The sequence below is a fragment of the Pollutimonas subterranea genome (assembly GCF_002849655.1).
Taxonomy (GTDB): domain Bacteria; phylum Pseudomonadota; class Gammaproteobacteria; order Burkholderiales; family Burkholderiaceae_B; genus Pollutimonas; species Pollutimonas subterranea.
On the sequence record NZ_PDNW01000001.1, the window covers coordinates 270,699 to 293,422 of the forward strand.

20 protein-coding genes are annotated in these 22,724 nt (G+C 57.9%); 7 read left to right on the top strand and 13 right to left on the bottom strand.

Annotated elements, in window-relative coordinates; translation table 11 throughout:
- Positions 1 to 69: 69 nt before the first annotated feature.
- The 3 genes from smc to ligA are packed head-to-tail and all read left to right on the top strand — an operon-like array spanning position 70 to position 6,752.
- Entirely contained in the window at positions 70 to 3,594 is a 3,525-nt protein-coding gene (gene smc / locus CR159_RS01270; protein WP_102072174.1) for a chromosome segregation protein SMC, read from the top strand.
- Positions 3,595 to 3,645: 51 nt separating this feature from the next.
- Positions 3,646 to 4,668 carry a cell division protein ZipA C-terminal FtsZ-binding domain-containing protein gene (locus CR159_RS01275; protein ID WP_102072175.1) on the top strand — a complete coding sequence of 341 codons (1,023 nt, stop codon included), beginning with the start codon at positions 3,646 to 3,648 and terminating at the stop codon, positions 4,666 to 4,668.
- A complete protein-coding gene (ligA, locus tag CR159_RS01280; protein WP_102072176.1) occupies positions 4,665 to 6,752 on the top strand; it encodes an NAD-dependent DNA ligase LigA in 2,088 nt (695 codons plus the stop codon). Before CR159_RS01275 ends, ligA begins: the two co-directional genes overlap by 4 nt.
- Positions 6,753 to 6,860: 108 nt before the next feature.
- Here the strand turns inward: ligA and CR159_RS01285 are convergent, their stop codons facing one another.
- The 4 genes from CR159_RS01285 to msrB are packed head-to-tail and all read right to left on the bottom strand — an operon-like array spanning position 6,861 to position 8,887.
- Positions 6,861 to 7,637 carry a peptidylprolyl isomerase gene (locus CR159_RS01285; RefSeq protein ID WP_102072177.1) on the bottom strand — a complete coding sequence of 259 codons (777 nt, stop codon included), beginning with the start codon at positions 7,635 to 7,637 and terminating at the stop codon, positions 6,861 to 6,863.
- A gap of 10 nt (positions 7,638 to 7,647) precedes the next feature.
- The gene (locus CR159_RS01290) at positions 7,648 to 7,911 is read right to left on the bottom strand and encodes a BolA family protein (protein WP_102072178.1); all 264 of its coding nucleotides are present in this window, start codon (positions 7,909 to 7,911) and stop codon (positions 7,648 to 7,650) included.
- Entirely contained in the window at positions 7,911 to 8,495 is a 585-nt protein-coding gene (locus CR159_RS01295) for a septation protein A (protein WP_102072179.1), read from the bottom strand. The genes CR159_RS01290 and CR159_RS01295 overlap by 1 nt, the downstream gene beginning before the upstream one ends.
- Positions 8,492 to 8,887, bottom strand: coding sequence for a peptide-methionine (R)-S-oxide reductase MsrB (gene msrB / locus CR159_RS01300; RefSeq protein WP_102072180.1), 396 nt, complete (start codon positions 8,885 to 8,887; stop codon positions 8,492 to 8,494). Before msrB ends, CR159_RS01295 begins: the two co-directional genes overlap by 4 nt.
- Positions 8,888 to 9,197: 310 nt before the next feature.
- Between msrB and CR159_RS01305 the strand changes: the two genes are divergently transcribed.
- From CR159_RS01305 to CR159_RS01320, 4 genes are all read left to right on the top strand, one after another.
- On the top strand, positions 9,198 to 10,367 hold the full coding sequence (locus CR159_RS01305) for an ABC transporter substrate-binding protein (RefSeq protein WP_102072181.1): 1,170 nt from the start codon (positions 9,198 to 9,200) through the stop codon (positions 10,365 to 10,367).
- 165 nt (positions 10,368 to 10,532) lie between these two features.
- Entirely contained in the window at positions 10,533 to 11,570 is a 1,038-nt protein-coding gene (locus CR159_RS01310; protein WP_102072429.1) for a branched-chain amino acid ABC transporter permease, read from the top strand.
- A gap of 3 nt (positions 11,571 to 11,573) precedes the next feature.
- Entirely contained in the window at positions 11,574 to 13,436 is a 1,863-nt protein-coding gene (locus tag CR159_RS01315) for a branched-chain amino acid ABC transporter ATP-binding protein/permease (protein ID WP_102072182.1), read from the top strand.
- On the top strand, positions 13,433 to 14,215 hold the full coding sequence (locus tag CR159_RS01320) for an ABC transporter ATP-binding protein (RefSeq protein WP_102072183.1): 783 nt from the start codon (positions 13,433 to 13,435) through the stop codon (positions 14,213 to 14,215). The genes CR159_RS01315 and CR159_RS01320 overlap by 4 nt, the downstream gene beginning before the upstream one ends.
- A gap of 447 nt (positions 14,216 to 14,662) precedes the next feature.
- On the opposite strand, the gene CR159_RS21375 is transcribed toward CR159_RS01320, so the two are convergent.
- The 9 genes from CR159_RS21375 to CR159_RS01360 form a co-directional block, all read right to left on the bottom strand.
- Entirely contained in the window at positions 14,663 to 14,959 is a 297-nt protein-coding gene (locus CR159_RS21375; protein ID WP_143705432.1) for a hypothetical protein, read from the bottom strand.
- Between the two features lie 95 nt (positions 14,960 to 15,054).
- Positions 15,055 to 16,026: a branched-chain amino acid ABC transporter permease gene (locus tag CR159_RS01325; protein ID WP_102072184.1), complete on the bottom strand. Its 972-nt coding sequence runs from the start codon at positions 16,024 to 16,026 to the stop codon at positions 15,055 to 15,057.
- Positions 16,023 to 16,910 carry a branched-chain amino acid ABC transporter permease gene (locus CR159_RS01330; RefSeq protein WP_102072430.1) on the bottom strand — a complete coding sequence of 296 codons (888 nt, stop codon included), beginning with the start codon at positions 16,908 to 16,910 and terminating at the stop codon, positions 16,023 to 16,025. Before CR159_RS01330 ends, CR159_RS01325 begins: the two co-directional genes overlap by 4 nt.
- 97 nt (positions 16,911 to 17,007) lie before the next feature.
- The gene (locus CR159_RS01335; RefSeq protein ID WP_102072185.1) at positions 17,008 to 18,219 is read right to left on the bottom strand and encodes an ABC transporter substrate-binding protein; all 1,212 of its coding nucleotides are present in this window, start codon (positions 18,217 to 18,219) and stop codon (positions 17,008 to 17,010) included.
- A gap of 48 nt (positions 18,220 to 18,267) precedes the next feature.
- Positions 18,268 to 18,981, bottom strand: coding sequence for an ABC transporter ATP-binding protein (locus tag CR159_RS01340; RefSeq protein ID WP_102072186.1), 714 nt, complete (start codon positions 18,979 to 18,981; stop codon positions 18,268 to 18,270).
- Positions 18,978 to 19,751 carry an ABC transporter ATP-binding protein gene (locus CR159_RS01345; protein WP_102072187.1) on the bottom strand — a complete coding sequence of 258 codons (774 nt, stop codon included), beginning with the start codon at positions 19,749 to 19,751 and terminating at the stop codon, positions 18,978 to 18,980. The genes CR159_RS01340 and CR159_RS01345 overlap by 4 nt, the downstream gene beginning before the upstream one ends.
- Positions 19,752 to 19,854: 103 nt before the next feature.
- A complete protein-coding gene (gene nth, locus CR159_RS01350; protein WP_102072188.1) occupies positions 19,855 to 20,493 on the bottom strand; it encodes an endonuclease III in 639 nt (212 codons plus the stop codon).
- Positions 20,490 to 21,119: an electron transport complex subunit RsxB gene (gene rsxB / locus CR159_RS01355; RefSeq protein WP_102072189.1), complete on the bottom strand. Its 630-nt coding sequence runs from the start codon at positions 21,117 to 21,119 to the stop codon at positions 20,490 to 20,492. The genes nth and rsxB overlap by 4 nt, the downstream gene beginning before the upstream one ends.
- A 55-nt stretch (positions 21,120 to 21,174) precedes the next feature.
- Positions 21,175 to 22,404, bottom strand: coding sequence for a polyhydroxyalkanoate depolymerase (locus CR159_RS01360; RefSeq protein WP_102072190.1), 1,230 nt, complete (start codon positions 22,402 to 22,404; stop codon positions 21,175 to 21,177).
- Between the last annotated feature and the right edge of the window lie 320 nt (positions 22,405 to 22,724).

A 22,724-nucleotide genomic window follows, 5' to 3' on the forward strand; every position in this document is an offset into this window, starting at 1 on the left:
GCAGGTCTTTTTGATCCGCGGAAACGGGCATCCGGCGTGTCGTTCCACTCCTTCTAATGCTCGCTTATTGTGCGTCTGACCCAAATAAAACTTGCCGGTTTCAAATCATTTGTCGAACCGACGGTTATTCCCACGCCCAGCCAGTTGGTAGGAGTGGTCGGACCTAATGGTTGCGGCAAGTCCAACATCATCGATGCGGTCCGCTGGGTACTCGGAGAAACTAAGGCATCGGAGCTGCGTGGCGAATCCATGCAGGACGTCATCTTCAACGGCTCGGGCCATCGCAAGCCGGCCGCCCGCGCATCGGTAGAACTTGTATTCGACAACACGGAAGGGCGTGCGGTCGGCCAATGGAGCACCTATGCGGAGATTGCCGTAAGACGTGTGCTCACTCGTGACGGGGCAAGCAGCTACTACGTCAACAACCAGCAGGTACGCCGGCGCGACATTCACGATATTTTCCTTGGCACGGGGCTCGGCTCGCGCGGCTATGCGATCATCGGGCAGGGAATGATCAACCGCCTGATCGAGGCGCGTCCCGAAGAGCTCAGGGTTTTTCTCGAAGAAGCGGCAGGTGTGTCGCGCTATAAAGAGCGGCGGCGGGAAACGGGCAGTCGCCTGGCCGACACGCGCGAGAATCTCATCCGTGTTGAAGACATACTGCGCGAACTGGAGAATCAACTTCAGAAGCTCGAGGCGCAAGCCGAGGTCGCCCAGCGTTACCGCGCCTTGCAGGAAGACGGCGAGCAGAAGCAGCATGCGCTATGGCTATTGAAGGAAAGTAACGCCCGCCGGGACCAGCAGGAAAAATTCCTGGCGATCGAGCAAGCGCAAACCGAACTTGAAGCGGCTACCGCCAGCCTGCGTGCCGGCGAGTCGGCGCTTGAATCCAGGCGCCAGGCGCATTATTCAGCCGGCGACACGGTACATGCCGCACAGGGATTGCTTTTTGAAGCCGGCGCTCAGGTAAGCCGCCTCGAGGCGGAAATTCGGCACGTGGTGGATTCGCGCAACCGAGTGCAGGCACGTCGCGATCAGCTGCAGGCGCAGTTGCAGGAGTGGGCGGATCAACAGTCGCATTGCACCGAACAAATTGCCCAGGCTGAAGCCGAACTCGAAACGTCCGCGGGGCGGACCGAAGAGTTTCGTGCCCGCGCCGAAGAGGCTCAGGGGCATCTGCCCGACATTGAGAGCAGGCTGCGCCTTGCCGCCGTCACTCGCGACCAACTGCGTAGCGTCCTGGCACGTGTCCAGCAGGATTTGGCGCTGGTCGCTCAAACCCAGCGCGATGCCGATCGGCAACTGCAGGCGCTGGAGCTGCGCAAGGAGCGGCTTGAACAGGATTTGCGCAACCTGAATGCACCGGACCCCGACAACATAGCGCGCCTGGCCGGCGATATTTCGGCCATGCAGGGGCAACTCCAGGAAACCCAGGGCCAGTTGCTGGAGCTGGAAGACCGCCTGCCCGCGCTGGAAGAACAACGTCGCGACGCACAAGTATCCTCACAGGAAGCATCGCAGGCGGTAGCACGCCTGGACGCGCGCCTTGCGGCCCTGACCGCCTTGCAGGACGATGTGCAAAAGCAAGGGGCGCTTGAGCCTTGGCTGGCGCGCCATGAATTGGCCGGCCTGGGACGCCTATGGCAAAAGCTTCATATCGATGCCGGTTGGGAAACAGCTTTAGAGGCCGTGCTGCGCGAACGCATGAGCGGACTGGAGGTTCGCCAGCTTGAGCATGCCCGGGCCTTTGCCAGCGACGCGCCGCCGGCACGCCTGGCGTTCTATCAGGTGCCGCCCGCCGCCACGGCCAGGACGCCTGCCAATGACCTGAAGCCGCTAAGCGGCTTGCTGCGCCTTACGGACCCTGATCTGCTCACCTTGTTGGGGGAGTGGCTGGACAGGGTTTATGTTTGTGCCGACCTGGCCCAGGCGCTGGCCTCGCGGGCTGAACTGCCGTCAGGCGGCGTGTATGTGGTCAAGGAAGGGCATCTGGTCGATATGCATAGCGTGCGCTTCTACGCGCCTGATTCCGAACAGGCCGGCATGCTGGCACGGCAGCAGGAGATCGAGAATCTGCGACGCGATGTGAAAGGGCGGCAACTGATCGCCGATCAGGCGATCGCCGGCGTGAGCCAGGCCGAGAACGCTTGGCAGCAAGGTTCGCAGGCGCTGGGTCCGGCGCGCCAGCGCTTGTCCGAGCTGACCCGTCGCCTTCACGATATGCAGCTCGAGCACTCGCGGTTGCAACAGCAGGCCGAACAGTCAGGCGAGCGTGCGGCCCGCATCCGGGAAGACATGGCGGAAATCGGCTTGCAGACTGAGGAGTTGCTGGCTGGCAAGGAAGAGGCCGAGGCGCGCTTCGAAGTGCTGGACGTCCAGTTGGCCGAGCATCAGGAACGGTACTCCGGGGCCGAACTCTCCGGTGAAGAACTTGCCTTGGAGGCCGAGAAAGCGCGCGTGCATTTGCGCGACCTGGAACGTGCGGTGCAGGAATCCGAGTTCAGCGAGCGCGCGCTGCAGACACGGATTGCAGACCTGAATCGCAATCTGCAACTGGCGGCCGATCAAGCCCGGCGCGCGGGAACCGAACTCGATGGGCTGCAGGGTGAGCTATTCGAACTCGATGCCTCGGCATCCCAGGCGGGCCTGCAGGACGCGCTGGAATTGCGTGCCGAACGTGAAGAAGCGCTTACGCTCGCCCGCATTCAGCTGGATAACCTGGCGGCGGCGCTGCGAGGCGCCGACGAAGAGCGTTTGACGCTGGAACGCTCGCTGGAGCCGCGACGTACCCGCATCATGGAGCTGCAGCTTCAGGAGCAGGCTGCCCGGCTTGCGGTCGAGCAGTTTGCCGAACAGCTGGATGCCCAACAGGTCGACAGACAGGCATTGCGAGAGCGTCTTGAGCAGCTTCCCGACGAGTGGCAGCGTACGAGCTGGCTTCAATCCGAAGTGCAACGGATCTCGCGCGTGGTCGATGCGCTCGGCCCGGTCAATCTGGCGGCGCTCGACGAGCTGAATTCGGCGCGGGAACGCAAAGGTTTCCTGGATGCACAGCATCAGGACCTGACCTCCGCCATCGAGACCCTGGAAGATGCAATTCGCAGGATCGACCGCGAAACCCGCGAGTTGCTTCAAGACACCTTCGACAAAGTCAATTTCCATTTCGGCGAACTGTTTCCGCGTCTTTTTGGGGGCGGCGAGGCGCGTCTGTCTATTACCGGCGACGAGATTCTCGACGCTGGCGTGCAGGTTATGGCCCAGCCGCCAGGCAAACGCAACAGCACCATACATTTGCTGTCGGGTGGCGAAAAGGCATTGACCGCTACTGCCTTGGTCTTTGCTCTCTTTAAGTTGAATCCCGCTCCTTTCTGCCTGCTGGACGAGGTGGATGCTCCGCTGGATGACGCCAATACCGAGCGCTATGCAAATCTGGTGAGCACTATGAGTGAACAGACGCAATTTCTATTTATTTCGCATAATAAAATCGCGATGCAGATGGCCAAGCAACTGGTTGGCGTTACCATGCAGGAACAAGGTGTATCGCGTATTGTGGCGGTAGATATCGATTCGGCCCTGCAACTTGCTGAGGTCTGATTGCGGGCGGGCATAAATGCATAAATATTTGGTGATACGGCGGACTGACAAATGAGTGATTTGCAAATCGGTTTGATACTCCTGGGCGTTGTACTGATCCTGGTCGTGCTCCTGTTTAATTGGTGGCAAGACAGGCGCATACGACAAAAGATGCAGGAACACTTTCCGGAGCGGGAGCATGATCCCTTGATGGGTAGCGTATCGAGCGCCCCGGGAAGGCGTGAGCCTGGCTTTGGTCTGCGCGACCCGGTCGAGGAGCTTGCTCCCGATGATCCGGCCGAAGTGGACCCGGGTTGTGAAGTCGTTATCGACATCAACTTTGCGCAGCCGGTCAGTACCGCGCAACTGCAAACCGCGGTTCAGTCCATACACAAGGCGGGTAACAAGCCGGTGCGCATCTTCGCCGAGCGCGAAGGCGGTGGCCATCGGGCGAAATTGCGGCCCAACGAAAACTATGTGTCGATGCAGTTGTCGATATTGCTGGCCAATCGTAGCGGTCCGCTCACGGATATCGAGTGGTCGCATCTCTGGTCCATGGCTCAACGCCTGGCCGAACGATTCGATGGCGCAATCGAAGCCCCGGAACAAGAGCAGATCATGGGGCGTGCGGCTCAATTGGACGAGCTCTGCGCCAGGCTGGATGCACAAGTGGGCCTGGCCCTGCGTTTGTCCGGTACTCAGCCGGTGGGCGAGGTCAATCAAGTGCTCAAGGATGTGGGTTTTCTGCCCTATGGTTCTCAACTGGCTTGGATGGCCGATACCGGTGTTCCGCGATTTACCGTGCTGTTCGATGGCGTGCATGCCAGAGAAGTGCAATCTGCCGGCGTGGACCGCATCGACTTGTTGCTGGACCTGCCCAATAGTCCGCCCGACGAGCAGGCATTCAGCCGCATGGCGAGCGTGGGACGCGACCTGGCCGGTCGGCTGGATGCCGTGCTTCTGGATGATCAGGGCAACCCTGTGCACCATGACGCCGACCACGCCATCGACAAGCAGCTTCTGGGGCTCTATACGCGTCTTCACGAAGCAGGCTTCGAGGCCGGAACGGAGCGCACGGCAAGGGTATTTTCGTGAGCACTGGTTCCAGGATTCCGGTCGCACAAAGGCTGGATGAATTACGCGTCGAGATTGCCCGGCATAATCATCGTTATCATGTGCAGGACGCGCCCATCATTTCCGACGCCGACTATGACAGGCTGATGAAAGAACTGGTGGCGCTGGAAGAGTCCCATCCGGATCTCATCACGCCCGACTCACCGACCCAGCGCGTGGGCGCCGGTCCCCTGGCTGCCTTCAATAGCGTACGGCACGCCGTTCCCATGCGATCATTGGGCAACGCCTTTGCGCCGGAAGATGTGATCGCCTTTGATAAGCGGGTGACCGATACCCTGAAAGGGGCGGGCATGATCAGCGATAAAGGGCAGGTCGAGTACGTGGCCGAACTGAAGTTCGATGGCCTGGCCATTACCCTGCGCTACGAACAGGGCCGCCTGGTGCAGGCGGCCACCCGCGGCGACGGGCAGACCGGTGAGGACGTCACCGGCAACATTCGAACTCTGCGATCCGTGCCCTTAAAGCTTTCAGGCGACTATCCCGAGGTTCTGGAAGTGCGCGGCGAGGTGCTTATGCACCGACGTGACTTCGAGGCGCTGAATCAGTCCCAGCAACGCCGTCGCGAAAAGATATTCGTAAATCCGCGCAATGCCGCGGCGGGAAGCCTGCGCCAGCTGGATCCCCGTATCACCGCAACCAGGCCGTTGCGGTTTTTTGCCTATGGCTGGGGCGAAATCCGCATTCGTCATGGTGGGCACACCGATCTGTTCCAGCAAGAAGCTGGCCAGCCTTCCATGCCGCGTTCGACCCATGCGCAAATGCTGGACTGGTTCGAAGAGTTCGGGCTTCCCGTCAACGACGCCCGCCGGATTGTCAACGGCGCGGACGGGCTCATGGCGTTTTATGCGGAAACAGGAAGCGCCCGCACGCAACTTCCTTTTGATATCGATGGCGTGGTCTACAAGGTGAATTCCCTGGCCGCCCAGGACGTTCTGGGTTATGTGGCCCGCGCGCCGCGCTTTGCCATTGCCCACAAGTTTCCGGCCCAGGAAGAAACCACAACGCTGGTCGGTATCGATGTGCAGGTTGGACGTACGGGGGCCATTACCCCGGTGGCTCGCCTGAAGCCGGTGTTTGTCGGCGGTGTGACGGTTACCAATGCGACCCTGCACAACGAAGACGAGATTCGCCGCAAAGATGTACGCATCGGCGACACCGTCATAGTTCGACGGGCTGGCGATGTTATTCCAGAGGTGGTGGGGCCGGTGCTGGAATTGCGTCCGGAAGGGGCCGCCCTGTACGTGACGCCAAAGGCTTGTCCTGTGTGCGGCTCGGCAGTCGAACGTCTGGAAGATGAGGCTATATCGCGTTGCACAGGCGGCTTATTCTGCGCGGCCCAGCGCAAGCAAAGCATAATTCACGCTGTGGGTCGCAAGGCACTCGATATTGAAGGGCTTGGCGAGAAACTCGTGGACCAGTTGGTGGATAGTGGACGGGTGAAGTCCTTGGCAGATCTGTTCACGTTGACTGTGTTTGAACTTGCATCTTACGAACGCATGGGCCGCAAGTCGGCCGAGAAGCTGGTCGAGGCGTTGAAGCGGGCATGCACGCCAGCGCTTGGGCGACTGTTGTACGCCTTGGGTATACGACATGTGGGCGAAACCACGGCGCGAGACCTGGCTCGGCATTTCGGTTCTATCGATGCGCTCATGGTGGCCGACGAAGCCCAGTTGCTTGCGGTAAACGATGTGGGGCCGGTAGTCGCTACGTCCATTACCCGGTTCTTCGCCGAGGCGCACAACCGTGAAGTGATTGTGGCGCTTGCCAACGCAGGCGTCCACCCTACATCCGAGGCGGCGCCCGCCGGACGGCAACGCCTCGCGGGAAAAACTCTCGTCCTGACCGGAACCATGCCCACCTGGACACGCGACGACGCAACGCGCCATATTTTGGCCGCCGGCGGGAAAGTCAGTGGTTCGGTGTCCAGGAAGACCGCGTACGTGGTGGCGGGGGAGGACGCCGGCAGCAAGCTTGTGAAAGCCCGGGAACTGGGCGTGCCGGTGCTGGACGAAGACGGCTTGAAAGCACTGCTGGATATCGCATAACGGACCATTCACATGGTAGAACCTTGCCGAATATCGCCAAGGTGGCCGTTTATCCTGACTACGCCGTCACGCGCTTGTTCAAAGGGCGTGACGGTTCAGTATTGCGACTTACTTGATGGTGGCGTTCTTGATCAGGCCTTGTTGGAACTCGGCCAATTGCTGTTGATGCAGCATTTCTTCAATTTGCGGCTTGACCTCTTTAAGGTCCGGGAACTTGACTTCACGGCTATCCTCGACCTGGATGATGTGCCAGCCAAATTGTGTCTTCACGGGCTTCGTCGTCATTTCGCCTTTCTTGAGCCCTTCGACGGCTTCTGCAAATTCAGGCACATAGTTGCTGGCGGGCCCCCAGCCTAGATCGCCGCCATTCTTGCCGCTACCTGGATCCAGTGAATCTTTCTTGGCGGCCGCGTCGAATGTGGTTTTCTTGCTCTTGATCGCTGCGGTCAGGTCTTCGGCCTGCTTCTGTTCTTTGACGAGAATGTGGCGTAGTTTGTATTCCTGCTTGCCGGCTTGCTCTTTCTTGATGTTGTCGTATTCAGCCTGGATCTTGGCGTCAGTGACGGGATTTTTCTTCAGGTAGTCCGCCATTAGCGCGCGAACCAATATGCCTTGACGGGCCAGTTCGATTTCCTGGGTAACGGCGGGCTGCTTGTCGATGCCGGCCTTTTCGGCGGCCTGAACGGCAACCAGGCGATTGACCATTTCCTGCTTGACCTGCGTGCGCAGTTCAGGCGTGTCCGGGGCGCCTTGGCTGACCAGCAGGGCAACAAATTGATCCAGCTTCGCTTGCGTAATGGCTTGGCCATTAACAGTGGCGACGGTTTGCGCATAAGCTGGAACGGCTATGGCGCAGGCTGCTGCAAATACGGCGAGACGTTTCATGTAGATCCTTTTACTGATTGGCTTTGGCATCGATGGCCAGGGCATGAATGGGATAAGGCATTAGATCGTGAACGCGATCATACACAAGTCGGTGGCGGGCCAGGGTGGACAGGCCGGTGAATTGATCCGAGCGGATCACGATGCGGAAGTGGCTGGCGCCGTCCTTGCTGCCGGCATGGCCCGCGTGAAAATGCGATTCGTCGATGATGTCGAGTTGTGTGGGCGCCAGGGCTTGCAGGCGCTCTTTCAGTTGGTCCATACGTTCGGTTGACATCAGGATCTCTCTTCTTTGGACGCCGGCAGGGCGGTGAGCGGCTCGTTTTCGTCTTTCATGTGCTTGCCCAGCCATATCGACTGCGCAATGACGAAGAGGAGCAACAGGGCCATCAGGCCAAACACCTTGAAATTGACCCATTGGGCTTCCGTGAATGTGCCCGAGAATGCAACATACAGGTTCAGCGCGCCCGATAGCACGAAGAAGCTGGCCCAGCTGTAATTCAGCTTGTCCCAGATGGGGGGCGGCATGGCTACCTTTTCACCCATGAGCTTCTGCATGAGGTTGCGTCCAAAAAACCATTTTCCGCCCAGCAAAATGCACGCAAACAGCCAGTACAGTACGGTTGGCTTCCATTTGATGAATGCATCATTATGGAAAAATAGCGTAGCCCCGCCAAATACGACGATGACGGTAAGGTTGATCCAGTGGGTGGCTTCGATGGCCTTGCCGGTAGCCTTGAGCCAGATAAATTGACCGATACCCGCCGCAATGGCGACCGCAGTCGCGGTATAGATGTCGGAAAACTTGAACGCCACGAAAAACAGGATCAGCGGGAAAAGATCGAAAAGGAATTTCTTCATTTAACAGGTTCAAACTTCAAGGACAGCGAGTTGATGCAATAGCGCCTGCCGGTGGGGGGAGGGCCGTCGGGAAAAACATGGCCGAGATGCGAATCGCAGATATTGCAAAGCACCTCGATGCGTTCCATGCCATGGCTGCGATCGGTCTCTTCACGGACATTGGCGGGGTCGAGTGGTTCGAAATAGCTGGGCCAGCCGCAGCCGGCATCGAATTTCGTATCGGAAGCGAACAGCGCCGTGCCGCAGCCTATGCAGCGGTAGATGCCGGACTGGCTGGTATCCCAGTATCGGCCGGTAAATGGCCGCTCTGTGCCCTTGCCCCGGGCGACTGCGAATTCCTCGGGACTAAGCTGTGCTCGCCATTCGGCGTCGGTTTTGTGGATCTTGTTCACGTGACCACCTATATAAAGACTACGCATGTATCAATTGTCATGTTAATCGACTTTGCGCACATGCAGAAGTTCAACTCCATGGTACTTTTTATGCAGTGTCTATGCAGGGAATCCCCTAAAAGACTTTGTTTCCATTTTTGTCCATAATCGCGAATCATCCGTAAAATTGCTAGAACCTTAAACCATAAATGGAAAACACCTATGTTTTCTGCCGGTTTCACGTGATACGCTAAATCAAAGAACGATGTGTTTTCTGTATAACTTCCCCGCTGCCATTTCCGGCCGGACACTGCCCCATGGAGACAAAACAATGAAACTTAATCAGTCACTTCGGCTTTCGATGATGGCGGGAGCCGTTGCGCTTGCCATGCCGATGCTTGCGTCGGCGCAGATCAAGGTGGGTATCACCGTAGCCAGCACGGGGCCAGCCGCTTCGCTAGGCATTCCCGAACGCAACACGGTCGCCTTGCTTCCGACCGAAATTGCCGGCCAGAAGATTGAATACATTGTCCTCGACGATGCGACTGACACTACCGTTGCCGTCAAGAACATGCGCAAGCTCATTACCGATGACAAGGTAGACGTCGTCATCGGTACATCCGTTACGCCCGGCTCGCTGGCCATGGTCGACGTAGCCGGCGAAACCAGTACGCCCATGATCAGTGTGGCGGCAAACGCCAAGATCGTCGAACCCGTGGAAGGCGCGCGCAAATGGGTGTTCAAGACACCCCAGAATGACCAGCTCATGGCCGGTGCACTGGCCGACGCCATGGCCAAGCAGGGTGTGAAGACCCTGGGCTTTATCGGCTATAGCGACGCTTACGGCGAAGGCTGGCTCAATGTCATGACCGAAGCCGCCAAGGCCAAGGGTATCAAGATGGTGGGCATCGAGCGTTACGGCCGCACCGATACCAGCGTAACCGGCCAAGCCCTCAAGCTTGTCGCCGCCAAACCGGACGGCATCCTGGTGGCGGGCTCCGGCACGCCCGTAGCGCTGCCGCAGCGCGAACTGAAAAGCCGCGGCTACAAGGGCATCATGTATCAAACGCACGGTGCTGCCAATAACGACGTGTTGCGGGTCTGCGCCAAAGACTGTAACGACATGATCCTGCCGGCCGGCCCGTTGCTGGTCGCCGACCAATTGCCTGACAGCAACCCTGTCAAGAAAAGCGCGCTTGAATATAAAACCAAATACGAAGCCAAGTACGGCGAAGGCACCATCAATACCTTCGGCGGACACATGTGGGACGCGGGGCTGCTGGTTTCCACCGCCATCCCTCAGGCACTGAAAGGCGGCGCCAAGCCCGGCACACCGCAGTTTCGCCAGGCCTTGCGCGACGCCATCGAGCAAATCAAGGATTTGCCCGCCTCGCAAGGTGTCTTCAACATGAGCCCTACCGATCATGCCGGCTTTGACGAACGCGCCCGCGTCATGGTCAAGGTGGTCGACGGCAAATGGACATACCAGCCTGACCTGTAAAAGGTACTATTCAGGCCTGTTCGCACTATGCGAGCGGGCCTGTTCGCGTCGAGCAGGCGAGAACGCTCTGGCGCATTCGAATACCGGCCTCGCAGGCCGGTATTTATTATCCCCTGAAGTAGGGCGCCGGGCTCGCCGGTACCCCTTGTTATGGTGTTGTCCGACATGGATTCAACGATATTATTGATACTGCTGCAAGACGGCATCACGAATGGGGCCATCTATGCGCTCCTGGGCCTGGCGCTGGTGCTTGTGTTTGTCGTGACGCGCGTCATTTTCATACCGCAGGGCGAGTTCGTGGCTTTCGGGGCGCTGACCCTGGCCTTCATGGTCAATGGCCGCATACCGGGCACCGTCAACCTCCTGCTCATTATTGGGGCTGTGGTGTTCGCGGTGGAAGTGATTGCCGCAATGCGCAGCAGCAACTGGACGGGCATGGGCAAGACCGCTGCCTGGACACTATTGCTTCCTGTCGTGTTGTACCTGCTGGCTCCTTATATTGTCAGCAAAGACACGTCGCTGTGGATCAATGTCTTGTTTTCCATGGCCCTGGTCGTGCCGTTGGGACCCATGCTCTACAGGCTGGTGTACCAGCCTGTAGCCGAGGCCAGCGTGCTGGTGTTGCTCATTATCTCGGTAGCCGTCCATTTCGCGCTCACCGGTCTGGCGCTGGTCTTCTTCGGCGCCGAAGGCTGGCGCACTCCGCCCTTCATGGAAGGCGAAATTCAAATGGGACCGGTAAGCTGGTCGGCGCAGACCTTCTTTGTGCTGGGCACGTGTGCCGTGCTCATCATCGGCTTGTGGGTGTTTTTCGGCAAGACGCTGTATGGCCGCGCTTTGCGCGCCACCGCGGTCAATCGGCGGGGCGCCCGCCTTGTCGGCATAAGCACCAATATGTCGGGAAGCCTCACCTTTACGCTGGCAGCAGCCATCGGCGCGTTGTCCGGCATGCTCATTGCGCCCGTGACCACGGTTTATTACGACACCGGATTCCTTATCGGCCTGAAAGGCTTTGTGGCCGCCATTTTTGGTGGTCTGATCAGCTATCCCATTGCGGCGGTCGGTGCTTTATTCGTCGGCATCCTGGAAGCCTTTTCTTCATTCTGGGCCAGTGCCTACAAAGAGGTGATTGTGTTTACGCTCATCATTCCCGTGTTGTTGTGGCGCTCCTTCGGTGCTCATCATAGCGACGACGAGGAGTAGGCCATGAATCGTATTTTGCTGCTTGTTGTAGTGCTGGTGCTCGCGGGTTTGCCCCTGGTGTCGAGCACGCCTGAGTTCTGGATTACTCATCTTAATTATGTGGGCCTGGCCAGTCTGGTCGTACTGGGCCTGGTGCTGTTGACGGGCGTGGGCGGCCTTACTTCCTTCGGTCAGGCCGCCTTCGTGGGAATTGGCGCCTACACCACCGCATGGCTCACGACGTCAATAGGGTGGTCGCCCTGGGTGGCCTTGCTGATAGGCCTTGCCGTGACCTTCGTAGTGGCCTATGTGCTGGGCGCGATTACCTTGCGTCTATCCGGGCATTACCTGCCATTGGGCACGCTGGCATGGTCGCTGTCTTTGTACTATCTGTTCGGAAATCTCCAGTTCCTGGGCCAGTATGACGGCATCGCCGGTATTGCACCGATCCAAATCTTCGGGCTGTCCATGGGTGATGGCCGTTATATCTATTACCTGATCTGGGCCGCTCTATTGCTGGCGATGTGGGCCACCCGGAATCTGCTCGATTCCCGCCCCGGTCGTGCCATACGGGCACTCAAAAGCGGTGGCGGCATGGCAGAGTCGTTCGGCATCAACATGGCAAATTACAAAGTCATCATCTTTGTCTATGCCGCCCTGCTGGCTTGTGTCTCCGGCTGGCTATACGCCCATATGCAGCGTGCCGTCAGTCCCAGTCCATTCGGCCTGAACTATGGCATCGAATACCTGTTCATGGCGGTTGTTGGCGGCGCCGGCAGTGTATGGGGTGCGGTGCTCGGTTCCAGCCTGATCCTGACTCTCAAAGACCAGTTGCAAAATGTGTTGCCGAAAATCCTTGATACCACGTCCAATTTCGAGCTTATCGTATTCGGCGTATTGATGATACTTGTGTTGCAGTACGCACGCGATGGAGTCTGGCCCATTCTTGCCTCGTGGTGGAACATGCTGACGGGGCGCACCGAACGCCGACGCATTGCACCGCCTCCGTCCGCGCCGGCTCTTCCCAAGCGCCCACGTCCCGAGAAAGGTTCTTTAGTGCTTGAAGTCGAGGGAATCCGCAAGGAATTCGGTGGCCTGGTTGCTGTCAACGACATCAGCTTTGCACTGAAAGCGGGTGAGATCATGGGGCTTATCGGACCTAACGGCGCGGGAAAAAGCACGACCTTCAACCTGATTACCGGCGTGTTGCCTGCTACCAGCGGCAAGGTTCGGTTTCTGGGCGAACGCCTCGACGTCCTGCCATCTCGTGAAATCGCCCGGCTGGGCGTGGGCCGTACCTTCCAGCATGTGCAACTGTTGCCCAGCATGACGGTGCTCGAGAATGTGGCATTGGGCGCGCATTTGCGCAGCAAGGTCGGCGTGTTGTCGGCCGCCCTGCGGATGGATCGGCGCGACGAGGCAGAGCTCTTGCACGAGGCGGCAACCCAGCTCCAACGGGTAGGGCTGGGCGACTATTTATATGAACAGGCCGGAAACCTGGCGTTGGGCCAACAGCGGATTCTTGAAATCGCGCGCGCCCTGGCGGCTGATCCCGTGCTATTGCTGCTGGACGAGCCCGCCGCCGGATTGCGCTACAAGGAAAAACAGGAGCTGGCCAAAGTGCTTGACCAACTAAGGCTGGAAGGCATGAGCATACTGCTGGTCGAACACGATATGGATTTCGTTATGAACCTTACCGATCATCTGGTCGTCATGGATTTCGGTACCAAGCTGGCGGAAGGCAAGCCCGTCGACGTGCAACAGAACCCCGCCGTGCTGGCAGCGTACCTGGGTGGCATAGACGATGATTTTGATTTTGATACACCGACGACTGACAGTGTGCCTTCCGCCGCAGCGGCAGGTGTTGCCCAAGGAGGACGGCCATGAGCAGCGAAAACAAGCCCAAGCACCCGATCCTGAAGGTGACCGACTTGTCGGCCCGGTATGGCAAGGTCAATGCGGTAACCGGGGCCAATATCCTGGTGACCCGTGGCAGCATCGTGACCGTTATCGGCGGCAACGGCGCCGGAAAATCAACCCTGCTCAATTCCATTATGGGATGCCTGCCGGCGTCCGGAAACAGCGCCGGCTCCGTCCAGTATCTTGGCGCCGAGATCGGCTCCTGGCAGGTCGAGCGTCGGGTGTCTGACGGAATTTCCCTGGTCCCTGAAAAGCGCGAGCTCTTCGCCAGCATGTCGGTCGAAGACAATCTTCTGCTGGGCGGGTTCAGGCTTTATCGCGCCGGCAAGCATGGCTGGAAGGAGACCATCCACGAGGTCTATGACCTGTTTCCGCGCTTGAAGGAGCGCCGTACCCAGGAAGCAGGCACCCTGTCGGGCGGCGAGCGCCAGATGCTGGCAGTGGGCAGGGCGCTGATGGCCCAGCCCCAACTGTTGATGCTGGACGAGCCCAGCCTGGGCCTGGCGCCAAAGATCGTACGCGAAATCTTTCAAATCATCTCGCGCCTGCGCAGTACCGGTGTTGCTATCTTGCTGGTCGAACAGAATGCCCGGGCTGCCTTGCAGGTGGCGGACTACGGTTATGTGCTGGAAACGGGCGAGGTCGTGCTGGAGGGCCGGGCGAGCGAGCTTAGCGGTAATCCACGGGTGATTGAAAGCTATCTTGGGTTGGGGAAGGCAGCTTCTGCTGAAGCCGCTGCGGTGTAGTCCTTTCACATAGCCTTTCTGCGTAGTCGTTCTATCTATTAAGACGCGTCCCAGGTAGTGCTTGGCATCATGGCGGGGTAGTTCCTGCTCACCGAAGACCTTACATCGCCGTCGGTCAGCCGATCCAGCCGGATCGGCCACCCGACATTCGGGAGAGTACTGCTGGCGCAAGGGGTAGTGAGATGCTTTCTGATATTCGGCAAGATATTTCCCGACACTTAATTGGAAGTTGCCTTGAGGAAGCGCGGAACGATGAACAATACTGTGCCTGATACACACAGCTTCGTCGGCCAGGATTGACCATTTTCGGATTCTTCTCTCTTAGCTTCACGAGCAGCTCTAAGTCCAAGGCACTACAACCTGTTTTAAAGTTAGTGACATAATTCCCCGCCAATGCCTTGTATGGCCCGGCAGGCGGGCCATACAAGGCGGCGCAATTGCTGCTCCTTATCCGCCCGGCATCGCGGCCAGAAGGTCAAGCACCCGATGGTTCCAGCGTCCTGCCAACTGGCTCAATGCAGTCGCGGGGGTGGTGGTGAAGGTGTCCGCGACTTTCGGGGCCCCAGCGGGCTGTCGGCGAAGGTAGCCCGTATGGGCGGACGAGCCAAGCCACGCTGGTTCGGCGCGCAGGGCGCCGAACCCAGGCCACGAGAAGCGGGTACCTTCACTACCACCCCCACGACGTGTAATAGGAAACAGCGTGGCCGCATGGCCGCCCCCATGACGCACGACAGTGAATAGCAAGATCTCCCCAGAGATAAATACCGCCCATCAGCCGCCAGCCCAGCAATAAAAAAACGGACGCCTTGGCGTCCGTCCCCATCACCAAGATAGAGCAACTAGGCCCTTTTCGTCTTGAAGTGATGAATCAATTCCCCCACGATTCCGCGGCGGAAAGCCATTACGCAGATGATGAAAATGAGGCCGATCACAATCGTCACCGACTCGCCCAGGATCTGGAACCACTGGATGCCAGTCGCCTGGCTCAAGAATCGTCCGAACTCGCCGACTTTGTTTTCAAGCATCACGACGATAATTGCGCCCAGCACCGGACCTGTGAAGGTTCCCAGTCCACCGATCAGCGTCATGAGAATGACCATGCCAGACATCTGCCACGTTGCATCCGACAGCGTGGCGGATACGAACACGAGCGCTTTGGTTGCGCCGGCCAGGCCTGCAAGCGTCGCAGACAGCACGAACACCAGCAGCTTGAAATTGTCGACGTTATAGCCCAAAGAGATTGCTCGCGGTTCGTTTTCACGGATGGCTTTGAGAACCTGGCCGAAAGGCGAATTGATGGTGCGCCAGCATATGGCAAAGCCCAGGATGAAGATGAACATGACCAAGTAGTACAGATTCAGGTCGTTGCTTAGGTCCAGCCCGAAAATGTTGCCGCGTGGTATGCCTTGCAACCCGTCTTCGCCGTGAGTAAACGGCGCTTGAAGAAAGTAGAAGAACACCATTTGCGCCATCGCCAATGTGATCATGGCGAAGTAGATGCCACTGCGCCGTATGGCCAGGGCGCCCATCAACAGGCCTAGTACCGCTGCCACGCCGGTACCAAACAGCAAGCCAGCCAGGGTTGGAAGACCCCATACGGCAAGAGAGTGCCCCGTAGCGTAAGCGGCTCCGCCCAGGAACGCGGCGTGGCCGAATGACAGAAGGCCTGTGTAGCCCAGCAAGAGGTTGAAAGCACATGCAAAAAGGGCGTAGCACATCACCTTCATGACAAAAATGGGGTAGGCCCCTATTGCCGGCAGGAAGGCAATAATGATCGCAACCAGTAAATAGCCTATCAATTGACGATTCATTTTTCTTTCCCGAATAAACCTGCAGGGCGCAGCAGCAAGACAATGACCATAATGATGAATACAACAGTATTGGACGCTTCGGGCCAGAACACCTTGGTCAGGCCTTCAATTATGCCCAGCCCCAAGCCTGTGATGATGGAGCCAAGAATAGACCCCATGCCGCCGATAACAACGACCGCGAAGACCACGATAATGAGGTTGGAGCCCATAAGCGGTGATACTTGCATGACGGGAGCGGCGAGCACGCCGGCAAAGCCAGCCAGGCCGACGCCAAAGCCATAGGTAAGCGTGACGACCAGTGGCACATTTACACCGAATGCTTCGACGAGTTTGGGGTTTTCTGTGCCGGCCCGCAGCAATGCGCCCAGACGTGTTTTTTCGATGACGAACCACGTGACAAAGCACACGATGAGCGACGCAACGACGACCCAGCCGCGATAAATGGGCAGGTACATGAAGCCCAGGTTCACGCCGCCTGCCAGGAGGGCGGGTGTGGAATAGGGTTGCCCCGACACGCCGTACATACTGCGAAACAGGCCTTCCAGCAGCAGCGTAATGCCGAAGGTAAGCAGCAGGCCGTACAGATGGTCGAGCTTGTACAGGTGGCGGATCAGCGTGCGTTCGAGGAGTATGCCGAATGCCCCGACGACCAGCGGCGTGACCACGAGCATGATCCAGTAGTTCAAGCCGAGGTATGCAAGCCCCATCCAGGCCAGGAAAGCCCCCAGCATGTAGAGGGCGCCGTGGGCAAAATTGATGATGTTCAGCAGACCGAATATGACAGCCAGGCCGAGCGATAGTACTGCGTAAAAAGATCCATTCACCAAGCCCAGCAGTAGCTGGCCAAGTAGAGCCTGGATAGGTATGCCGAATAGTTCAGTCATATGTATGGGAAATCCTGACAAGCCGGGTATGTTTCGAGCAATAACGGCAATGCTCCCGCATGCAGCCTGGAGCATCGCCTTTCATGTGAAATGGAATTTATTTCTTGATGAATTTGCAGGTGGACTCTTCGAGGGATGCATAGACTTTATCGCCTGGCAGTGTCTCGACGATGTTGTAGTAGTCCCAAGGCTTTTTGGATTCGGATGGCTTCTTGACCTGCATGAGGTACATATCGTGGATCATGCGGCCATCTTCGCGTACATAGCCGTCCTTGGCGAAGAAGTCGTTGACCTTGTTGGATTTCATCCATTTCATCAAGGCATCGCCATCATCAGTACCACTGGCCTTGACGCCTTGCAGATAGAAGTTGACGGCGGAATAGTCGCCCGCTTGCAGGAATGACGGCATACGCTTGTGCTTTTCGAAGAAACGTTCGCCCCATTTGCGGGAAGCGTCGTCCTTGTCCCAATACCAGCCGCTGGTCAGATACATGCCTTGCGTGTTTTCCAGTCCAAGCGCATGAATGTCGTTGATGAACACCAACAGGCCGGCCAGGTTCATCGTGTTGGTTATGCCGAACTCTTTGGCGGCCTTGACGGAATTGATGGTGTCGCCGCCCGCGTTAGCCAAGCCCAAAATTTTCGCGCCCGAGGACTGGGCCTGGAGCATGAATGACGAGAAGTCGGACGTTGACAGCGGGGCCCTGACTGCGCCCTTCACCTCGCCGCCCGAAGCTTTGACCACAGCAGCGGTATCACGCTCGAGCGCGTGGCCAAATGCGTAATCGGCCGTCAGGAAGAACCATGACTTTCCGCCATTCTTCACGACAGCGGATCCGGTGCCACGGGCCAGCGCAATGGTGTCGTAAGCGTAGTGAACGGTATAAGGCGAGCATTGGGCATTGGTAAGATCGGACGCACCGGGTCCCACGCCAATGAATGGCTTTTTCTTTTCAGCCGCTACACCGGCCATGGCTAGCGCTGTGCCCGAGCTGGTGCCGCCTATGAGGACGTCGAGTTTGTTTTCATCAAACCATTCGCGTGCGCGGGCCGAGGCGATGTCGGCCTTGTTCTGATGGTCGGCAACCAGCAATTCGATTTTCTTGCCGTTTATTTCGCCACCTGCGTCAGCGATGGCCATGCGGATTGCCTCTGCGCCGGCAGGCCCGTCAATGTCGGAATACAAGCCCGACATATCGGTAATGAAGCCGATACGAATAACGTCGTCGGATATGCCTGCTGCTTGCCCTGGAGCGGCCATCGTAAGGCCGGCGAGAGCGAGTGCAGCGGTTAGTGTGCGCAATTTCATGAAAGAGTCTCCTGATTTTGTTGTGCCGGTGTCCGGCGTTTGTAAGTGTTAGACGCCGAGTAGCGTGTTGAGCACATCTTGTTTGGCTTGAAGTTCGTCTGAGTGAAATTGTTCCACGATCTGGCCATGTTCCATGACATAGAAACGATCGGCCAAAGGCGCGGCGAAATGGAAATTCTGCTCGACCATGATGATGGTGTAGCCCTTGGCCTTCAAGGCGGTGATCATGCGCGCCAACGCCTGCACGATGACGGGGGCCAGGCCTTCGGATATTTCGTCCAGCAACAATAGATTGGCGCCGGTACGCAGTATGCGCGCCACTGCCAGCATTTGTTGTTCGCCGCCGGAAAGCCGGGTTCCGGGCGAATGCTTGCGTTCTTCGAGATTGGGGAACATCTCGTAGATTTCGGCGAGCGACATGCCACCCCCCAGCGTGTTGCCCACGGTCGGGGGCAGAAGCAGGTTTTCTTCGCAGGATAGCCCGGCAAAAATGCCGCGCTCTTCGGGGCAGTATCCGATACCCAGATGCGCAATGCGGTAGGTGGGCAGGTTGATGGTTTCAGTGCCTTGCACGCGAATGGAGCCCTTGCGTGTGCCGGTAAGGCCCAGGATGGCCCGGAGCGTGGTGGTTCGCCCGGCGCCATTTCGACCCAGCAGGGTCACCACTTCGCCTGGTGCGACGGTGAGATTGACGCCATGTAGGACGTGTGATTCGCCATACCAGGCGTGCAGATTGGATATTTCGAGAGCGGCGGTGTTCATCCGTGGGCCCCTTCTAATTCGCCGGTCGTGGTGCCCATATAGGCTTCCATGACGCCAGCGTTGCTTGATACTTCTTCGTAGGTGCCTTCGGCCAGTACGGCGCCACGCGCAAGTACCGTTATTTTGTCGGCAATTTGTGAAACGACCTTCATGTTATGTTCGACCATGAGTATCGTGCGCCCGACACTGACTTTCTTGATAAGTTCTGTGACGCGGCTTACGTCTTCATGACCCATGCCTTGCGTGGGTTCGTCGAGAAGCATGAGTTCGGGTTCCATCGCCAGCGTCGTGGCGATTTCCAATGCCCGCTTACGTCCGTACGGCAGGTTGACGGTCAACTCGTTGGCGTACTCGGCCAGGTCGACTTGCTTCAATAGATCGAGGGCCTTGCCTTCGAGGCTATGGAGCACTTTGTCGCTGCGCCAGAAGTGGTAGGAAAGGCCGGTGGCGCGTTGCAAACCAATGCGTACGTTTTCCAGCACGGTAAGTTGAGGGAAAACCGCAGAGATCTGAAATGAACGGATGACGCCACGACGCGCGATTTGCGTTGGCTTTTCATGAGTTATTTCGTGGTCGTTAAAGAAGATCTTGCCCGAGGTGGGCGTAAGGAATTTGGTGAGCAGGTTGAAGCAAGTTGTCTTGCCGGCGCCGTTGGGCCCGATCAATGCATGGATGGTGCCGCGCTTGACCTGGAGATTGACGTCCTTCACGGCAATAAAGCCGCGGAACTCCTTTACCAGGTTCTTGGTTTCTAGAATGTATTCGCTCATAACCAGCCAGTCGGTGTGAAAAACGAGAGAGGATAGGGCCGAAGTATGAGGGCTTGCATTCGAGAAGACTATGGGGGTTTTTCATAGGTGAACCCGAAATAGTTCAGCAGGCGGGTGTTTTGTCCTTGTATTCACATAGATCGGATATTCCACACTGGGGACATTTGGGTTTGCGCGCCACGCATATGTAGCGTCCATGCAGGATCAGCCAATGATGGGCGTCCAGCAGGAACTCCTTGGGAATGACGCGCAGCAGCTTCTGTTCTACGTCGACGACGTTCTTGCCGGGCGCAATATGCGTACGGTTGGCCACCCGGAAGATATGGGTATCGACGGCAATGGTGGGATGGCCGAAGGCGGTGTTCAACACCACATTCGCTGTTTTGCGCCCAACGCCCGGCAAGGACTCCAGCGCGTCCCGGTCGTCGGGCACTTCGCCGTGGTAGTGGTCAACCAGCATCTGGCAGGTTTTTATGACATTGCTGGCTTTGGTCTTGTACAAGCCTATGGTTTTGATGTGGTCGGTCAGGCAGTCCAAGCCCAGGGCCAGCAACCCTTCAGGCGTGCCGTGATCGGCGAAAAACTTTCGTGTTGCGAGGTTTACGCCGCGATCCGTCGCTTGGGCCGATAAGATGACGGCGATCAAGAGCTGGAACGTGCTCTCGTACTCGAGTTCTGTGGTGGGCGAAGGATTGGCCGCTTTCAGGCGCCGGAAAATCTCGACACGCTTTGCGTTATTCATTGTTTTTGACGGCGCGCGCGCGCCCGTGCAAGCGCATCGGCGATTACTTGTTGTCGGCTTGCCGCGTCCGTGCCGGCTGCCAGAGACAAGGGCGCCTTATTGGCCAGTGTGCGGGCGGCCAGGCCGAAGCTTTCCTCATGCGAGGCATCGAGGCGACGTTGCCGCTGTTGATGATGTTCTCTTGCGGCGTTGGCCAGTGCCGGCGTCCATTCGCCGGCTGCGGGCACCATGGCGATGCAGTCAACCGGACAGGATGCGACGCATAAGTCGCAACCAGTGCAACGATCAGTAAGGACGGTATGCATCAGCTTGTTGGCACCCACGATCGCGTCAACGGGACAGGCCTGGATACACAGCGTGCACCCTATACAGTGTGGTTCGTCGATGAGGGCTACGGTCAATGGCAGGTGTTCGCCACACTGGGGATCGAGCGCCAGTGCGGGGAGATCCAGCAGTGCGGCAAGCGCCTTGATGCCCGCCTGGCCGCCAGGCGGGCAGCGGTTTATGGCCGCACCGTCGATCGCAATAGCTTGCGCATACGGCCTGCATCCGTCATAGCCGCATTTGGTGCATTGGGTTTGCGGCAGTACCGCATCAATGCGATCGATAAGAGATAAAGAAGACATAGGGAAAAGAAAATCGGGGCCGTGGGCCCCGATTTCTGGAAAGAGCCACAGGCCCCTAGACGGCAGGGCGGCGTATGAATTCCGCTATTTTAGGACATATCGTTTCGCGCCAGCGTCGACCCGAGAAGATGCCGTAATGCCCGCAGCCGGCAGCGGTGTAGTGTTCTTTGCGGCTGCTTTCAATGCCGCTGCACAAGTCCTGCGCGGCACGTGTCTGGCCTTCGCCCGAGATGTCATCAAACTCGCCCTCGATAGTGAGGAGGGAAACCGAAGTAATGGCTGCCGGATTAACTTTCTGCCCATCGACTTCCCAGGTTCCCGAGGGCAACTGGTGCTCCTGGAAGACCATTTTGATGGTGTCCAGGTAGAACTCGGCGGGCATATCAAGGACGGCGTTGTATTCGTTGTAGAACTTGCGATGGGATTCGGCGTCGTCGTTGTCGCCTTTGAGCAAGTCTTGGTAGAAATCGTAGTGCGAACGCAAGTGACGATCGGGATTCATGGCGACAAAGCCGGCGTGTTGCAGGAAGCCCGGATATACGGGCCGTCCGCCTCCGGGAAACCGTGTAGGGACGCGGTGTATGAGATTGTCTTCAAACCATGAATAAGGTTTGGTGGTAGCAAGCCGGTTGACCTGCGTCGGTGATTTGCGAGTATCGATAGGGCCGCCCATCATCACCATGCTGCGGGGCAGGCTTGGCTCGTTGTTGGCGGCCATCAAGGAAATGGCGGCCAGAACCGGTACGGTGGGCTGGCAGACCGATATCACATGGACGTCGGGTCCTAGGAAGCGAATGAATTCTTGTATGTATTTGACGTAGTCATTCAGGTGGAACGGGCCGGCGGCAGCGGGCACCATGCGCCCGTCGACCCAATCGGTGACGTAGACGTCGTGATTGGGCAGCAGGGCCCGTACTGTGTCGCGCAACAAGGTGGCATGGTGGCCGGACAGCGGCGCAGCCAGCAATACGCGCGGATCGGCACTGGTGCTATTTCCGTTCCCACGCTTGAAATGAATCAGATTACAGAACGGCTTTTGTACGACAGCTTCTTCCGTGACGGCGACGTCCTTTCCAGCGATTCGGGTAGTGGGAAGATCCCATGCCGGTTTCTCGTAGTCTTTGCCCAGGCGGTGGACGAGTTCGTAGGTGGCAGCAATTTGCCGGGATACCGGCGTATAGGCGAAGGGACTGTACGGGTGCGAGAAGATCTGCGAACCGGTGTCAGTGAATGCGGCAAGCGGCGTTAAGAACGCGCGCTGAATTTCATGTAGGTCATACAGCATGTGGTAGCCTTAGTAAGCGAATTCCGAAGTAGCGGTCTGTTACAGCCCGTGTTGGCTGCTAACAAGGTCTTTACATAAGCTAATCACAAAATAATCTAAATTGCCAGTAATTTCCACGGCCATAAAGCCGAGGCACAACGTCATCCTGACCATCTTACAGGCATGCTGCGTGCCCACGCACCGTGATGATGCGAAAAAAAGCTCTCAGTTTGTTGGACGCGTGCAACAAAAGACGTGGGCGGCACCGCACAGCCGCCAATTTGGCACGGGCATACGGTTTCGTAGACGGGAGGCGGATAGCGGACAAGTTTCGCGTGGGG

Excerpts from the sequence above, each read along its gene's own strand:
- CR159_RS01275 (WP_102072175.1), top strand. The coding sequence starts at position 3,646 with ATGAGTGATTTGCAAATCGGTTTGATACTCCTGGGCGTTGTACTGATC.
- CR159_RS01285 (WP_102072177.1), bottom strand. The coding sequence starts at position 7,637 with ATGAAACGTCTCGCCGTATTTGCAGCAGCCTGCGCCATAGCCGTTCCA.
- CR159_RS01290 (WP_102072178.1), bottom strand. The coding sequence starts at position 7,911 with ATGTCAACCGAACGTATGGACCAACTGAAAGAGCGCCTGCAAGCCCTG.
- CR159_RS01295 (WP_102072179.1), bottom strand. The coding sequence starts at position 8,495 with ATGAAGAAATTCCTTTTCGATCTTTTCCCGCTGATCCTGTTTTTCGTG.
- CR159_RS01305 (WP_102072181.1), top strand. The coding sequence starts at position 9,198 with ATGAAACTTAATCAGTCACTTCGGCTTTCGATGATGGCGGGAGCCGTT.
- CR159_RS01310 (WP_102072429.1), top strand. The coding sequence starts at position 10,533 with ATGGATTCAACGATATTATTGATACTGCTGCAAGACGGCATCACGAAT.
- CR159_RS01315 (WP_102072182.1), top strand. The coding sequence starts at position 11,574 with ATGAATCGTATTTTGCTGCTTGTTGTAGTGCTGGTGCTCGCGGGTTTG.
- CR159_RS01320 (WP_102072183.1), top strand. The coding sequence starts at position 13,433 with ATGAGCAGCGAAAACAAGCCCAAGCACCCGATCCTGAAGGTGACCGAC.
- CR159_RS01325 (WP_102072184.1), bottom strand. The coding sequence starts at position 16,026 with ATGAATCGTCAATTGATAGGCTATTTACTGGTTGCGATCATTATTGCC.
- CR159_RS01330 (WP_102072430.1), bottom strand. The coding sequence starts at position 16,910 with ATGACTGAACTATTCGGCATACCTATCCAGGCTCTACTTGGCCAGCTA.
- CR159_RS01335 (WP_102072185.1), bottom strand. The coding sequence starts at position 18,219 with ATGAAATTGCGCACACTAACCGCTGCACTCGCTCTCGCCGGCCTTACG.
- CR159_RS01340 (WP_102072186.1), bottom strand. The coding sequence starts at position 18,981 with ATGAACACCGCCGCTCTCGAAATATCCAATCTGCACGCCTGGTATGGC.
- CR159_RS01345 (WP_102072187.1), bottom strand. The coding sequence starts at position 19,751 with ATGAGCGAATACATTCTAGAAACCAAGAACCTGGTAAAGGAGTTCCGC.
- nth (WP_102072188.1), bottom strand. The coding sequence starts at position 20,493 with ATGAATAACGCAAAGCGTGTCGAGATTTTCCGGCGCCTGAAAGCGGCC.
- rsxB (WP_102072189.1), bottom strand. The coding sequence starts at position 21,119 with ATGTCTTCTTTATCTCTTATCGATCGCATTGATGCGGTACTGCCGCAA.
- CR159_RS01360 (WP_102072190.1), bottom strand. The coding sequence starts at position 22,404 with ATGCTGTATGACCTACATGAAATTCAGCGCGCGTTCTTAACGCCGCTT.